Source organism: Blastochloris tepida, assembly GCF_003966715.1.
Classification (GTDB): Bacteria; Pseudomonadota; Alphaproteobacteria; order Rhizobiales; family Xanthobacteraceae; genus Blastochloris; species Blastochloris tepida.
Genome location: NZ_AP018907.1, coordinates 741,052 through 756,276, shown reverse-complemented (window position 1 = coordinate 756,276; position 15,225 = coordinate 741,052). Strand labels below are relative to the sequence as shown.

Sequence of the window (15,225 nt, the reverse complement as noted above, 5' to 3'; positions counted from 1 at the left end):
CCCATATCTCCAGTCTGCCCGCCTCGAAGGACCCCCGATGCCCCACAGCAAGATCGTTACCAAGGCTCTGCCCGTCCCCACGTCGCGCCTGTCGCGGATGGCCAAGCTGGGCGGGCTCGCCTCCTCCATCGCCGGCAACGTCGCCACCGAGGCGGCGCGGCAGCTGGCGCGCGGCGAGCGACCGCGGATGGGCGACCTGCTGCTCACCCCCGCCAATGCGATGAAGGTGGCCGACAAGCTGGCGCAAATGCGCGGCGCGGCAATGAAGGTCGGCCAGTTGATGTCGATGGATGCGGGCGATGTGCTGCCGCCGGAATTGGCGCAGATCTTCGCCCGCCTGCGCGCCGACGCGCACCACATGCCGTGGCCGCAATTGAAGCGGGTGCTGGCCCAGGCCTGGGGCCCCGACTGGCGGGGCCGGTTCGAGAAGTTCGACATCCGCCCCATCGCCGCGGCCTCGATCGGTCAGGTTCACCGGGCGCAGAGCAAGGACGGCCGCGATCTGGCGATCAAGGTGCAATACCCCGGCGTCCGCCGCAGCATCGATTCCGACGTCGACAACGTCGCCTCGCTGATCCGCGTCGCCGGGATGCTGCCGCGGCACGTGGACATCACGCCGATGCTGGCCGAAGCCAAGCGGCAGTTGCACGAGGAAGCGGATTACGAGCGCGAGGGCCGCTGCCTGTCGCAATTCGGCGCGCTGCTCGCCGACCGGCCGGAATTCCGTGTGCCCGAGCTGCACCCCGACCTGACGACGCAGACCGTGCTGGCGATGAGCTATGTCGAGGGCCGGCCGATCGACGACCTCGCCGCCGAGTCGCAGGCCGAGCGCAACCGGGTGATGACGCTGCTGATCGAGCTGCTGTTCCGCGAGCTTTTCGAGTTCCGCCTGATGCAGACGGATCCGAACTTCGCCAACTACCGCTTCGTGCCCGGCACCGGGCAGGTGATCCTGCTCGACTTCGGCGCCACCCGCGCCTTCCCCGACGATTTCGCCGACCAGTTCCGCCGCCTCGTGCGCGCAGGGCTCGCGGGCGACCGCGACGGCATCCGCGCCGCCGCCACCGAGATCGGCTTCCTGTGCGAGGACACGCCCGCGCGCCTGGAGCAGGCCATGCTCGAGACGTTCGAGATGTCGCTCGAACCGCTGCGCTACGACGGCCCCTTCGACTTTGGCGCCACGGATCTGGCGATGCGGATGCGCGAGGCGGGCATCGCCATGGCCGAGGATCACAGGCACGTGCGCATCCCGCCGATGGACACGTTCTTCCTGCAGCGCAAGTTCGGCGGAATCTACCTGCTTGCCACGCGGATGCGGGCGCAGGTCAATCTGCGCGCCCAGATCGAGAAGCATCTGTGATCATGCGGCTTCCGGTCGATCCCTCCAGGGTGCCGGAAGCGGGAGCGACCGGTGATGGCCACGACGAGACACGTCAGGTTCTGGGACAGGATCGCCGACCGCTACGCGGCGCGGCCGATCAAGGACCCCACGGCCTATGAGGCGATGCTGGCCGACGCCGCCGGCCGCCTCAGCCCCACCGACCGGGTGCTGGAGATCGGCTGCGGCACCGGCTCGACCGCGATCCGCCTTGCGCCGCACGCGGCGGAGTGGACCGCGACCGACTTCTCGCCGGAGATGCTGCGCATCGCCCGCGCCAAGCCCGCGCCGGCAAACCTGCGCTTCGTCCTCGCCGATGCCGGGAGCGCCTTCGACGGCGGGCCCTTCGACGCGATCTGCGCCTTCCAGGTGCTGCATCTGGTGGGCGACCTGCCCGGCACGCTCGCGCGCATCCACGCCAATCTGAAGCCCGGCGGCCTGCTGATCAGCAAGACCTGGTGCTTCGCCGACATGGGACTCAAGCTGCGCAGCCTGTTCCTGGCCCTGCGCCTGATCGGCCTGTTTCCCGCCGCCAGGGCGCTGACCAAAATCGCGCTGCGCCAGGCTATCCGCGACGCCGGCTTCGAGATCGTCGACGAGCGCGTCTTCGGCACAAACCCCAACGGCCCCTACATCGTCGCCCGCAGGCCCGCGCGGGCCTGACGCAGACTCGGCAAGACGCGCTAGTCGACCTTGCGCAGGAGGCCGCGCCGGACGAGTGCTGAACAGAACGTGCCCGGGCCGACCCCGCCCCACCGGATCCGCTGCTCCATCCGACAGGTCTCCAAAAATGGCATCGAAGGTCCTCCCTCCAATGCACCGTGACCTGTCGACCATCTGCCCGGTCTGAACTGTCAGGACTCTACCCGGTCCGTACCGAAGAGCCCCCCACCCCCGCCCCCTCCCCACCGCTCGCGAAGCTCGCGGGGGGAGGGGAGAAAAGGAGCGCCTCTTCTCCCCTCCCCCTATTTCTCCCCTCCCCCCATGAACGCAGTGAATGGTGGGAAGGGGTCGGCGGTGGGGGGTACGCAGAGCTCACCGGCGCACGGCGGCAAGGCGCTTTCATCGCCGGCGGGTTGGATCCTTCGGTAGCAAACTGAGACGAACTCCGGCTGATCAAGCCGAAGATCGCCTTCCGATCGCCGAACAGCCCTGACCCGCAATGGATATGTCCGCGGCCGGACCATGAGAGTCCGGCCGGCGCGGCCGGATTTCGCGTCAAGGCAACCCGGCCGGCGGAGGTATTCGCCCACAGGCCATCGTTACTTCGCCAGACTTTGCGGCACTTGGCGGCGCCAAACCTGCCGGCATCCGCTCCATGGCAAGACTGGAATTAGAATATTTCCATTTTCTGTCAATACCTTGACTCCCCCTCCCCGCATCGCTACTGCTTCTGCATATCATTCCTGTTTAGGGAACCGAAGCAGATCTCATCGAGAAGCACTCCATTTCCGACATCTGTCGTGACGGCTTCTTGGCGCTGCACTGAGAAATAGCTCGCAGCGACGCAGTTACTTACGCAATTCAACGGGGGCTGAGATGAAGAACCACATGATGACGACTTTGGCGATCGGCTTCATTGCTGGCGCCACCCTGGCAGTCACACCGGCGGCGGCGCACACCGCGCTGTGCTCCTGCTACGACAACAAGGACGGCACCATCCTGTGCGAGGGCGGGTTCTCCGACGGCGCCTCGGCATCCGGTGTCAAGGTCGTGGTTACCGGCAAGCAGGGCAATGTGCTGGTCGAAGGTGCGATGAACAAGAACAGCGAGTTCACCTTCAACAAGCCCGGCGAGGACTTTTCCGTTCGCTTCGATGCCGGCGAGGGCCACCAGATCAACATCAAAGGCTCCGACATCCACTGACGCTGCCGGCATTCCCGCTAAGGCGGGAGCCGGTCCTGCGCCGGAAGGCCGAACATCTGCACGATCTGCCACACGCGTTTCGGCGGATCACCTGACGAGCAGCCCTGGGCCGCATGTCGGCTCAAGGTCTGCGCCTGTTACCGAGGGAATCCACCATGATGAAGTCCACCGTTCTCGCAGCCGGCATGCTGTTCGCGGCCGCTTCGGCCGCCCAGGCTCATTTCCAGCTCGCCTACACGCCGGAAGTGAACCTGGAGAAGCCGGCCGCCGTGCCGATGAAGTTCATCTTCTGGCATCCCTTGGAGAACGGCCACGTCATGGACATGGGCGATCCCGAGGCGCTGGTGCTGGTGTTCAAGGGTGAGAAGACCGACCTGAAGCCGAAGCTGAAGCCGATCACCTTCCGCGGCGCCGACAACGAGGCCAAGGCGTTCGAGACCGTCCTCGATATCAAGCGCAACGGCGACTACATCGTCGCGCTGACGCCCAAGCCCTACTTCGAGAAGAGCGAAGGCTCCTACATCCAGCAGATCACCAAGTCGTTCATCAACAAGGGCGGCATTCCCGACGGCTGGGACAAGCCGGTCGGCCTGCCGACCGAGATCGTGCCGCTGGTGAAGCCCACCAATGTGCTGGCCGGTTCGACCTTCTCCGGTGTCGTGCTGTCGGAAGGCAAGCCGGTGGCCGACGCCGAGATCGAGGTCGAGTACATGGCCGCGCCGCCGGACATGAAGACCAACAAGCCGGGCAAGGTGACCGCCAAGGCGCCGGAAGGCGGCGCCATCGTGGTGAAGACCGACGCCAATGGCGTGTTCTCCTTCGGCGTGCCGCGCGCCGGCTTCTGGGGCTTCGCCGCGCTCGGCACCGGCCCGGCCAAGGAATTCGAGGGCAAGGAACTGAGCCAGGATGCGGTGATCTGGGTCCGCGCCTTCGACTTCAAGTGACGAGCCTTGCGCATCGTGCTGCTGGCGAACGCTCGCCAGCGGCACAGCAGCCCCGTCCCCGGCAGCCCGGCACCCGGCCGCGCCGCCGGGGCTGATCATTCCCCGGACAAAGGACGGCTGCCAATGACCGACATCCCCATGACCGACATCCCCATAACCGAGACCGCGTTGGGGACCGTGCCCGTCGCTGCCTCGTCCGGCGCGTGGCCGGGCGATGACGTGCCGGCGCCGCGCCTCGACCATCTTCATCCCGGCGCAACCTGCCGCGTGGTGGCCCTGCACGGCGGCGGCGCGGTGCGGCGGCGCCTGCTCGACATGGGGATCGTCCCCAGCGTCCATGTCGAGGTGATCCGCAACGCGCCGCTGCGCGATCCCATCGAGATCCGCGTCCACAACACATTCATGACGCTGCGCCGGGTCGAGGCCAACCGCATCGAGGTGCTGGTCGGCTCGGACTCGTGAGACGCACCGCCTCAGATCACCATCTCCCCCGTTTCCGGACGTGTCATGCCGAATCTGACTTCCTCTCCGCGGTCGCGGCTCAAGGTCGCTCTGGCCGGCCAGCAGAACGCCGGAAAATCGACGCTGTTCAACGCGCTCACCGGCGCGCGCCAGCACATCGCCAACTATCCCGGCGTGACGGTGGAGAAGAAGAGTGGCGTCTATGTCGACGGCGACCTCAAGGTCGAGGTGGTCGACCTGCCCGGCACCTACAGCCTCACCTCGTTCTCGCTTGAGGAGCGGGTGGCGCGGGATTTTCTGCTGCGCGACAAGCCGGACGTCATCGTCAACGTCATCGATGCTTCGACGCTCGAGCGCAGCCTGCCGCTGACGTTCCAGCTCATCGAGATGGGCGTGCCGGTCGTCGCAGTCGTCAACATGATCGACGTCGCCGGGCGGCTGGGTCTCAATGTCGACCCCGACGCGCTTGGTGCGCGGCTCGGCGTTCCGGTCATCGCCTCCGTCGGCCGGCGCGGCGTCGGCATTCCCGAGCTGCGCGCGGCCATCCGCCAGACGGCGGACTGCGCCCACGTCCGTTCGCCGAACATCGTCGATTACGGCGCGCTTGAGGACGCCGTCGCCGACATCGAGCACCGCCTTGCCGGAACGTCGGTACGGCCCGCCGCCATCTCGCCGCGCTGGCTGGCGCTCGCTTTGCTCGACGGCGGCAGCGAGGCGGAAACGCTGCTGGTTGGGCCCGCCGGGGAGCGCGAGGCGGTCGCCGCGGCCGCACGGCAGGCGCGCGAGACATTCGAGGCCAGCGCCGGCACCAGCGCCTCCGACCACATCATCGCCTGCCGCCTGCGCCATGCGCTGGACACCATACAGGCCTCCGTGCAGGACCGGCGGCAGGGCCTGCCGATCTCCGAGCGAATCGACCGCGTGCTGCTGAATCGCTGGCTGGCGCCGCTGTTCCTGCTGGCGACCATCTGGCTCGTCTACCAGCTCTCCATCGTGCAGGGCTACGAGCTGACCAAGGTCACCTGGCCGCTGCTGGCCAGCTTCCGCAACTGGGCCTCGAGCGTGCTGCCGGCCGCGGGCTTTCTCAACGACCCGTTCGTGCGCGCGTTCGGGCTGTGGATGGTCGATTCCGTCAACACCCTGCTCAATTACGTGCCGATCTTCCTCATCCTGTTCTCGCTGATCGCGATCCTGGAAGACAGCGGCTACATGGCGCGCATCGCCTTCATCCTCGACCGTATCCTCAAGCGCTTCGGCCTGCACGGCCAGTCGACGCTGCCGATGGTGCTGGCCGGCGTGTTCGCCGGCGGCTGCGCCGTGCCGGGGGTGATGGCGACCAAGGCGATTCCCGATCTGCGGGCGCGCCTTGCCACCATCCTCACCGTGCCGTTCATGAACTGCCTGGCCAAGGTGCCACTCTACACCCTGTTGATCTCCATGTTTTTCCCCGATCACAAGGGACTCGTGCTGTTCTACCTCTCCACCATCACCGTGGTGGTGGCGCTGCTGGTGGCGAAGCTGCTCACCGTCACCGTGCTGCGCAAGATGGAAACCGCGCCGTTCGTAATGGAGCTGCCGCACTACCACCTGCCGACGCTGACCGGCGTGCTGCGCCGCGCCATCGACCGCACGTGGCTCTATGTCAAGAAGGTCGGCACCATCGTCGTGGCGGTCGCCGCCGTCATCTACGTGCTGCTGCAGTATCCCGATCTTTCGGCCGACCGCATCGCCTATTTCCAGGGACGCGCCGAGGCGGCGATCGCCGAGTTCCACGACAGGATGGCCGGCAATCCCCACGCCGCCGCGGTGGCAAGCCAGGAGCGGCTGATCGACCTCATCAATGTCTTCACGGCCTATCGCGCCGAGAAGCTCAATGCCGGCGGCAAGAGCGCCAGCGATGCGCTCGACGCCGCCTATTCCAGCCGCCACCCGGAGTTCGTGCCCTTCCTGCTGCGCAGCGCAGACCCCAACGCGCGCAAGGCGGCGTCCGCACTCAAGACGCTCGCCGACGAGCGCAAGACCCTGCGCCGCGAGATGAAGGAGGAGCGCCTCACCGTCAGCATCCTCGGCCGCATCGGTCAGGCGCTGGAGCCGGTGACGCGGTTCGCCGGTTTCGACTGGCGCATCAATGTCGCGCTGCTCAGCTCGTTCGCCGCGCGCGAAAGCAGCGTGGCGACCCTCGGCGTGCTGTTCGGCTCCGATGACGGCGAGGCCAGGCGCCTCGAAGACCGGATGGAGGCGCAGGGACAGACGAACTACACCGCGCTCACCGCCGTCTCGCTGATGCTGTTCTTCGCGCTCTACCCGCCATGCCTCGCCACCATGATCATGGTGCGCCTGCAGACCGCCTCGACCCGCTGGATGCTGTTCGCCATCGCCTTCCCCACCGTGCTCGGGCTGATGGTGGCGGGCACCGTGCAGCTGATCGGTACGGCCTTTGCGCTCGACGGGCTGACGACGATCTCGGTGGTCTATGGCAGCGCGCTTGCGCTGTTCGTGATCGTCGGGCTCTATCGTTCGCCGCGCGAGGCATGGCGCGCCGCGCGTTCCGCTCCGTCACCGGCCACGACCAGGGAGATCCCGTCATGACGACAGCGACCACTCTCGCAACGCCGCCCGTGCCCGCGGTCAATCTGAGCGGCGAGGCCGCCGCCGGTCCCTGGGAAGCCGTCATCGCGGTGGCGATCGCCGCGGCCGCCCTGCTCTACCTGGCGCGCTCCTACGGGTTCCTCGGAAAGCGGAAGAAGCCCGGCTGCGCCGAGTGCGCCTCGGGCTGCGGCTGCGGCTCACAGAGTACGGCCCCCGATGCGAAAGCCTGCACCGCACCAATTTTCGTCACCGCGCCGGACAACACCGAGCGTCGCGACGCCTGATACGAACGGCCCCAGACGCTGACGCGGGGGCCGTTGACCCTCGCGGGTTTTCTTTTCGGAACTCAAAGATTTCGCGAAAATCCGCGACCGGAACCACCGGACCACCTTCGCGGCCGCCGGTATGACTTTCCACGAGGCTCCGGTCCGATGGCCCAGGCCTCGTGTGCAGGACCGCCCGCCTTTCCCGATCACACGACGTGGAAGTCCGCGGGAACCAGGGCGCTGCCGGCGGCGATCTTGGCGAAGGCGATGGCATCGCTGCCCGAGCCGCCGGTCGGATCCCAATAGACCGTTCCGGCATTCGCACCGGAATTGTCGTAGATGAAGTAACCCTTGGTGCCGGTGTTGGAGGCTGCGGCCACGTCGGCCACCGTCTTCAGGGTCACCGATGTCCCGGCCGCCAGCCCGCCACCGAAACCCGAGGCCGAAATCTCGAAATAGTCGGTCCGCGACACGAAGTCGGTGATCGTATCGACACCCTCGGCTGGCACCTGGAACACGAAGGCGTCGACGCCCCCGCCACCGGTGAGAGTGTCGTTTCCGGCGCCGCCGATCAGCCTGTCGCGGCCGCCGCCGCCATTCAGCGTGTCCGCACCATCGAGACCGGTCAGCACATTGGCGGCACTGTTGCCGGTGATCACATTGGCCAGCGCATTGCCCGTGCCGTTGATGGTGTTCGAACCGGTGAGCGTCAGGTTCTCGACGTCACCCTGGACGCGGGTGGCGTCCGACAGGCTGAGCGTCACCGACGATTTCACGGTGTCGGTTCCGCCGCCGCCGACCTCGCTCACCAGATCGCCGGTGCTGTCGACGGTGTAGGTGTCATTGCCAAGGCCGCCATACATCTTGTCGCTGCCGGCCCCACCATTGATCGTATCGTCACCGGCGTTGCCATAGAGCGTATCGTTGCCACCATTGCCGCTGATGGTGTCGCTTTCCGGCGTACCGTTGAAGGTGTTGGCGCTGGACGTCCCGGTGTAGGTGGTGCCCGCGACATCGGTGACGGAGATCGACAGCGCCTGCGTGGCGCTCAGCGCCGGCGTGGCGTTGTCCGAGACCGAGACCGTGACGCCATAGACGTTGTTGTGGTCCGCGTCCTGCGGGGTCTCGAAGTCGGGCGCCGCGTTGAACCGGAGAATGCCGGTCGCTGCATCGATGGTGAACAGCGCGGCGTCGTCGCCCGAGATCGCATAGGTCAACGTCTGGGTGACGGCATCGGTGGCGGTGACGGCGAGCACGGCGCCCGTTCCGTTCTCGGCAAACGAGACGGCGGCAGCAGATGTGATGACCGGAGCGACATTGACCCCCGGCGCCGATTGGGTGACCGTGACGTCGTGCTGCCCGTTGGCGCCAACATCCAGCGTCAGGATGTCGCCGACCTGGCTGACGATCCTGGCCCCCGACACCGAGACCGTCCGGCCGGCCGAATTGCCGAGATCGATGACCATCTGGCCTTCGCCGATCAGCGAAAATGACAGGTTGGTGCCGTCGCCCGACACCGAGAGCAGTTCGGCGCGCATCGGCAACGCCGTGATGTGGGTGACGTCATCGGCCGCAGCGCCCAAGGTGATGGTGTAGGTTGCCGCAGCACCGTTCAGCTTCGGCGTGAACACGCTGTCGCTGTCGTACGCGTACCAGCCGGTGACGCTCTTGATCACCTGCGTGCCGAGATTGTCGAGATCGAGCGCAAACTTGCCGGCATCCGCCGACGTCACCGTCGCGGTGACGGTGCTGCCCGAGACCGAATAATTGATGGACGACTGCTCGAAATTCTTGATGCGGTCGGCGAGGTCGGCGAGCGTCACGAACTCTGCCCCGTTGCCGTAGGCATAGGCAATGAAGTCCGTGAACATCTGCGTCGTGTAGCCGCCCGACTCCGTCGCCGTCACTCCATAATCGTGCCAGGGCCAGAGAATGACCGGCAGTTCGGCGTGCTTCGACAGCGCGTCGAACTCCTTCTTCCACTCGGCCAGCGCTGCCGCCGCGCCGATCTTCTCCCACCCGATCAGCGTGAAGTCGAACTTCATGTTGGGCGCGAGATAGACCTTGCCGGCACTGGCGTCCTGGGCGGAGAGATAGCCGAACGCGCCGGGATAGCCCGCGCCGTAGCTCGAATAGCCGCCCGTGAGGTAATCGTAGTACTGGATGATCTGCTCGGCCGTCGCCCGCGTTTCGCCCGCGCCGGGAACCGCCGCGCCAATGCTGAACTTGTCCAGCCCCAACAGGTTCGCGATGTAGTCGCGCGAGGCGCGGAACTCGTAGTCGAACGTCCCGGGGCCGGTGCCCGTCGTCAGGATGTTGGTGTTCTCGGCCGGGTTCAGGTTGACGAGATGGGTGTAGGAGTGGCTGCCGATCTCGTTGCCGAGCGCGAGAAGCTGCTGGTAGTAGGGCAGCGAGTAGGCGGGGTTGGTCCACTCGCCCGCCGACTGATTGTCGCCGATATTGATGTAATAGGAGCCGACGAAATTGTACGCCGTCTTCCACGACTGGAGGATCGGCAGCATCTTGTCATAGATGCCGGCGCTGCCGTCATCGGGATGAACCTCGTCGATGTATTGCGACTGGTCCATGTCGGTGCGCGAGGCCACGATCGAGCTCTGTCGGCTCATCTGCAGGCCGACCGTCGGTCCGGTCGCGCCGTTGACGGCGTACGAGATGGCCTGCGACAGTTGATTGTTGTCGCCCATCACCGAGGTCGTCGAGAACAGGACGTTGCGGTCGCCATTGATGCTGCTGGCGACAACGGCATTGTAGGTGCCGCCGCCCGTACCGCTCACCGTCTGGGTGGCGATCACCGTGAGCGGCGTGGTGCCGGCGGTGAAGTCATCGAAGGCAAGCCAGCCGACGCCGGCACTGTTCGAATAGGCGTTGATCGTCTCGCCGGCGGTGTAGCCGCCGACGCCGTCAAATCCGCTGCCCACCGAATTGACGGTGACGCCGCTCGAGCCGCTCCAGCCGGACGCCTTGAGCTGGACATCGAACAGCGCCTTCATCCGCGCATAGGAGTCCGCCAGCGCCGCACCGGTCTCGCTGTTGGTCATGAAGTTGCCGGCGGTGATGAAGCTCGTATTGTAGTTCTTCGCCAGCAGGGTCAGGTTGCTCTCGATCGCCGCGACGTCGGCCGCCTTGACGAACTCGAACGACGGAAACACGATCGCGTCGTAATTGACCAGCTTCGAGAGATCCTTGAGGTCGGCCTCGGTGAGCACGTCGAACGGCACGCCGGCCATCGCCGCCTGGTTCTGCGCCGCCATGAAGAGCTGGGTGTAGGCGGTCTCGGCGAGGTTGACGTCGGTCAGCCCAAAATAATGAGCGGCGGTCGTGTCGGAATAGACGATGGCCACCTTCTTGGTGAAATCGGTACGCGCCGGCAGACCGCTGGTGTCGGTGACGGTGTAGGCCGTGTTGTAGACACCCGGCAAGAAGGCGTCGTTGTTGATGTCGATCAGCGCACTGAGACCGGCGGGGCTGCCGATCGCCGTCTTGGGAACTGCGAATTCGATGGTGGTGCCGTCCGCGCTCAGCGCGTAGTCCAGGCTCCGGACGAGGGTGACAACGGGGTTGCCGTTAGCGTCGGCGGTGGGGGCGACCGCATAGAGCTTCAGCCCACTCGTCTCAAATTCCACCTTGTATTCGACGCCATTGGCCCAGCCCCAGATCTTGTAGCCGGTGCTGCTGTTCTGGTCGGTGTTGAGCCACATCGTGGTGTTGGCGCCGATCGTGGTGCCGGCTGGCGCCTTGATCGCGAACACATAGCTGTCGCCGCTCGTCCTGCCATAGGTCTCGTAGCCGTCCACCGGTGCGGTGCCGTCGATCCGATCGGTCGCCGTCCACTCGCCCAGGAGTCCATCGAGCGTGATGTTGCCGACCACGACTGCCATAACCGTTCTCCTCGAAATCCTTGCGCGGCCGCGCGATGCGATGGTGCTTCTGAAACTTTGTCTTGACTATTGAGATGTCGGTCGACCGGTACTCACCTTCGGGAAGTTGAGCATGGCGCCCGGAACGCCGAAGATGCCTGACACGCTGAATTTGACACACGCAAGAAGATGCGCAGCCAGCGCCTGACATCTATTATTATTCAGGCATCGCCCTTCGGCCTTGTCCAATCCGTTTCCCTGACCCGCGTCAGGAAACTATTAACCTATATCAACAGCCATCGACCTTTGCTGACCACGCCGCGCTCAAGGCAAAGCTTTCGCCCGCGCACGAATTTGCTGCACAGCCGTCCGACTCTTGAATTCTTTTGAGAAACAGGGATGCGTGGCGCAGAAACGGAGCGCAGCCAGGACACTGGCGGTTCATCGGCTTGCAGCCGCAGAAACTGTCGCGGCGGGCCGGCACTCGGCTGTGAATGCGGTTGTGAATAGGGACCAGTGGTCCGACCCTGACATTTGCATCCGCAAATGTCAGGGTCGGACCACAAACTATTGATTCTGTGGATGAAATCCGACGCGTGGGTTACCAAGCGTCGGACTTCATCCACCAGGGAGCCCCCTCGCCTGCCGTCGATGCCGTTTCCTGGGCCGCTGGCCGGTCCGGGTGATCAAGCCCGGAAACCGTATCACTCCAGCCGCACCGATCCCTCGCCGCGCAGATCGATTCGAATCCGCAGGTCTCCGGCGGGTCGTCCGCCGCTGCCGTCATAGAGGCTGTAGGGCAGCACGATCAGCAGGCCCCGCTCGGCATCGTAGGAGGCCTTCAGCCGCGCCCAGGCGACCTCGTAGAATCCCAGCGCGCTGCCCCCGTCGCTTGCCGAGGTCCGGCTGATCGCGAAGCACCGGGTGCCGATGGATTCCTCCGGGATGAACACCAGCACATGGACGCTGCCGGAGACCGGCTCGCCATCGGTATCGACCAGTGCCACCCGAATCTTGCCGTTGGAGAAGGCGCGCGGCCCCTCGGCAAGAAAGCTGATCCGGTCGAGATGTTCGCACGCCCCGACGGATGCGGCTTCGGCCCGGCCGAAACCGCACGCCATCGCGGCAAGAAGCAACAAGGCCGCGCGCTGCAAGACTGCCCCCCATATTCGCGACCTGGAGCGTAGCACGCCGATGCGCCCGATCGCATGCTCCTCGATCGCATGCTCCAGGTGGCATCATGAACGGGCGGGTCCCCGCGCGGGATGCAAGGCCGCGTCTGTTAGGATTGCACCCCGGCCGCCGCGGCGTCGAGCTGGGAGACCAGCCTCGGATCGAGCTTCAGGCCGGTGGCGAGACGGGCGAGAAAGCCCGTCTCGGCCGCGTTGTCGGGATTGATGGCGAGGCGGGCGGCCGTATAGACCTGCGCCGCAACCTCCGGCGACGGAACCTGCACGACCAGCGCATCGGCCGTCAGCGGCTTGGCGAACTCGCCCTCCAGGAAGCTGGTCTCGGCCGCCCCAAGTCCCGCCCGGGAAAGCCCGCCGACAATGGATTGACGCTCGGCCTGATCGACCACGCCGTCCGCTGCGGCCGCGGCGATCATCGCGCGCACGATCAAGAGCGCGGTCTGCTGGTCGGCGGCTGCATCGGCGGTCTCGCCGAAGGCGCTCCTTTCGGGCGGCGGCTCGACGCCCGCACCCATATCGATGATCGGCTTGCCGGCCTGATAATTCTGCCACGCCTTGTAGGCAAGGCCGCCGATCATCGCGAGGCCGCCGAGCTTCGCGGTGCCGGCGGCGATGTCGCGCCCGGCCCGGGTGCCGAGCAGGAGCGCGGCGAGCCCGCCGAGCGTCGCGCCGGCCGCCGTCTGATTCTGTCCGACCAGATCGCGCGCCTTGGCCCAGAGATCGCCGGCATTCGAGCCCGTCGCCTCCTTGAGCGTCTGGCTGGCCTTGTCGCCGATCCCGGTGCGGGCATCGACGTCCTGGGCGGCCTTCTGCAGGCCGGAGGCCGCCGTGCCGAGCACCTGCCCGATGATCGCGGCAAAGCTGCCCGAGCCGATCGGCTTGCCGGCCGCACCTTCGCGCATGCCCGCCTGGACCTCGCTCGCCGCCTGCCCGAGCATCTCGCCGAGCCCGCCGCCTGCCCCCCGCGGCGCGCCGCCGCCCAGGATCGCATCGAGCACCTTTTTCGAGTCCATGATCGCAATCTCCCTTGGGAAAGCTGATACGGCCCCGCCGCGAACGTGCCCTCAGCGCACCTGCTGCGCACGGAATGCCGCTTCGCCGCGCGTGGGACAACACCACAGACGCGATCCGGTTTCCGGCCTCGCGCACCGCAGAACCATCGATGCCGTCAATCTGCGCCGATCCACCGGCGGTGGGCGTGCCGGGACTCGTCCGCGCGATCAGAAGCCGCCGCCGGTGCGCCAGCCCCCGCCGCCGCCGCCGGACGGCGGAAAGCCCGCATCCGCGCGGCGGCCCGACCCGCCGCGCGGACCCGGCCAGGGCGAGCGGCCGCGCCGGCCGAAGTCCGGATCGGACTGCGGCCGCGGGAACCGGAACCCGCCGCGCAGCACGCGGTCGAGCTCGGCGCCGCGAATGGCACCGGTGAGAATGCCGCCGATGACCTCGCCCAGCAGATCGGCCCCGCCGTCGAAGGTGCCGCGCGGATCGCCATAGCCGGACCGGCGGGCCCGGTCGCGGGCGCTCTCCAACTCGGCACGGCGCTCCGCCATGTCGCGGATCGTGTCGCGCAGGCGGCCGATGTCGGTCTCCACCGCCTCCAGCCGGCGGCGCGTCTCGACGATCATGCCCACGGCCTGATCGTCGGCCGGCTGCGGCGTTCGTTTGGCGGTGGCGAGAAGGTCCTGCAGATCCTGGGTCGCCAGCGCGCGCGCCAGCATGTCGGTGGCCTTGTCGAACACGGCGGCATCCCCACCCCCGCCTTCGGCCTGCCGTTCGGCGTCAAGCGCGGCGAGACGCTCCGTCACCGCCGTCACCTCGACTTCGGCCTGGTCCACGTCCGCCTGCGCCGCCGCCACGGCAGCTTCCAGCGGCTCGACACCCGCGGCCACCAGCGCGGCGCGCTCGATCTTCCCGACCTCCTGCTCGGCCGCCTCGAACTCCTGCCGCTTGCCATCGGCGTGCTCGCGCAGGCGCAGCGGAATCTCCTGCAGCATCGCGAAATTCGCCCGCGCATCGCGATAGCCGACCAGATCGGCCACCCAGCGGTCGATCGTCCGCACCAGCGATCCGCTCGCGTCCTCGGACTGGCCGTGCCGCCGCTGCCACAGATACATGAACAGCGGATCGTCCTCGTAGGGCTTGCGCTTGGCGGAGAGATCGGCCTCCGCCTGCGCGGCCTTCTCCTCGGCCTTGCCGGCGATCTCGCGCGCCGCATCGAGCCGGGCGTTTGCCCGCTGCCACACCGGATCGGATCGCATGCGCTCGGCCGTCGCGTGCTGCAGATCCTCCAGCCGATCGAGCGCTTCCGCCAGCACCTGATCGACGCGGTGCTTCTCGGTCTCGGCCTGCTCCAGTGCGCGCTGCGCCTCGTCGCGCTGCCCGGCCAGCGCCGCAAGACGCTGCCGGTACTCGTCGATCATGGCGAGCGCCGCCCGCTCGCTGGCATCGAGCGAGCCGATCACGGTCTCGCGGACCGCGGCATCGAGCCGGATGCGGGCGAGCGCGCGGAACCCCTCGGCCTCGGTCCGCCGCAGGATCGCCGCCTGCTCCATCGCCGAGCGCAGCGCCAGATCGTACTGCCCCTCGTCGGTGCGCGCCCGGCTGATCGCCTGCTCGACCGTCATCATCGTGTCGCGGCCCGAGATCATCGAC

General features: G+C 66.9%; 11 protein-coding genes. 7 read left to right on the top strand and 4 right to left on the bottom strand.

What is annotated here, in order from left to right:
- Nucleotides 1-37 precede the first annotated feature (37 nt).
- From BLTE_RS03370 to BLTE_RS03340, 7 genes are all read left to right on the top strand, one after another.
- Complete coding sequence (locus tag BLTE_RS03370; RefSeq protein WP_126397623.1) at nt 38-1,360, top strand: ABC1 kinase family protein; 1,323 nt, start codon at nt 38-40, stop codon at nt 1,358-1,360.
- A 54-nt stretch (nt 1,361-1,414) separates the two neighbouring features.
- Nucleotides 1,415-2,041: a class I SAM-dependent methyltransferase gene (locus BLTE_RS03365; RefSeq protein ID WP_126397621.1), complete on the top strand. Its 627-nt coding sequence runs from the start codon at nt 1,415-1,417 to the stop codon at nt 2,039-2,041.
- A gap of 876 nt (nt 2,042-2,917) precedes the next feature.
- Nucleotides 2,918-3,244 carry a hypothetical protein gene (locus BLTE_RS03360; protein WP_197723264.1) on the top strand — a complete coding sequence of 109 codons (327 nt, stop codon included), beginning with the start codon at nt 2,918-2,920 and terminating at the stop codon, nt 3,242-3,244.
- 155 nt (nt 3,245-3,399) lie between these two features.
- The gene (locus tag BLTE_RS03355; protein ID WP_197723263.1) at nt 3,400-4,188 is read left to right on the top strand and encodes a DUF4198 domain-containing protein; all 789 of its coding nucleotides are present in this window, start codon (nt 3,400-3,402) and stop codon (nt 4,186-4,188) included.
- A 123-nt stretch (nt 4,189-4,311) separates the two neighbouring features.
- Nucleotides 4,312-4,650 (top strand): FeoA family protein, encoded by a 339-nt coding sequence (locus tag BLTE_RS03350; RefSeq protein WP_197723262.1) that lies wholly within the window; start codon nt 4,312-4,314, stop codon nt 4,648-4,650.
- A 45-nt stretch (nt 4,651-4,695) separates the two neighbouring features.
- Nucleotides 4,696-7,239 carry a ferrous iron transport protein B gene (gene feoB, locus BLTE_RS03345; protein ID WP_126397619.1) on the top strand — a complete coding sequence of 848 codons (2,544 nt, stop codon included), beginning with the start codon at nt 4,696-4,698 and terminating at the stop codon, nt 7,237-7,239.
- Complete coding sequence (locus BLTE_RS03340) at nt 7,236-7,523, top strand: hypothetical protein (RefSeq protein WP_126397617.1); 288 nt, start codon at nt 7,236-7,238, stop codon at nt 7,521-7,523. The genes feoB and BLTE_RS03340 overlap by 4 nt, the downstream gene beginning before the upstream one ends.
- A 188-nt stretch (nt 7,524-7,711) precedes the next feature.
- On the opposite strand, the gene BLTE_RS03335 is transcribed toward BLTE_RS03340, so the two are convergent.
- The 4 genes from BLTE_RS03335 to BLTE_RS03320 all read right to left on the bottom strand — a co-directional run bounded on the left by BLTE_RS03335 (nt 7,712) and on the right by BLTE_RS03320 (nt 15,221).
- Nucleotides 7,712-11,404 (bottom strand): cadherin domain-containing protein, encoded by a 3,693-nt coding sequence (locus tag BLTE_RS03335; protein WP_126397615.1) that lies wholly within the window; start codon nt 11,402-11,404, stop codon nt 7,712-7,714.
- Between the two features lie 683 nt (nt 11,405-12,087).
- Nucleotides 12,088-12,522 (bottom strand): hypothetical protein, encoded by a 435-nt coding sequence (locus BLTE_RS03330; protein WP_126397613.1) that lies wholly within the window; start codon nt 12,520-12,522, stop codon nt 12,088-12,090.
- Nucleotides 12,523-12,665: 143 nt separating this feature from the next.
- On the bottom strand, nt 12,666-13,586 hold the full coding sequence (locus BLTE_RS03325; protein WP_126397611.1) for a tellurite resistance TerB family protein: 921 nt from the start codon (nt 13,584-13,586) through the stop codon (nt 12,666-12,668).
- Between the two features lie 207 nt (nt 13,587-13,793).
- A complete protein-coding gene (locus BLTE_RS03320; protein ID WP_126397609.1) occupies nt 13,794-15,221 on the bottom strand; it encodes a coiled-coil domain-containing protein in 1,428 nt (475 codons plus the stop codon).
- Between the last annotated feature and the right edge of the window lie 4 nt (nt 15,222-15,225).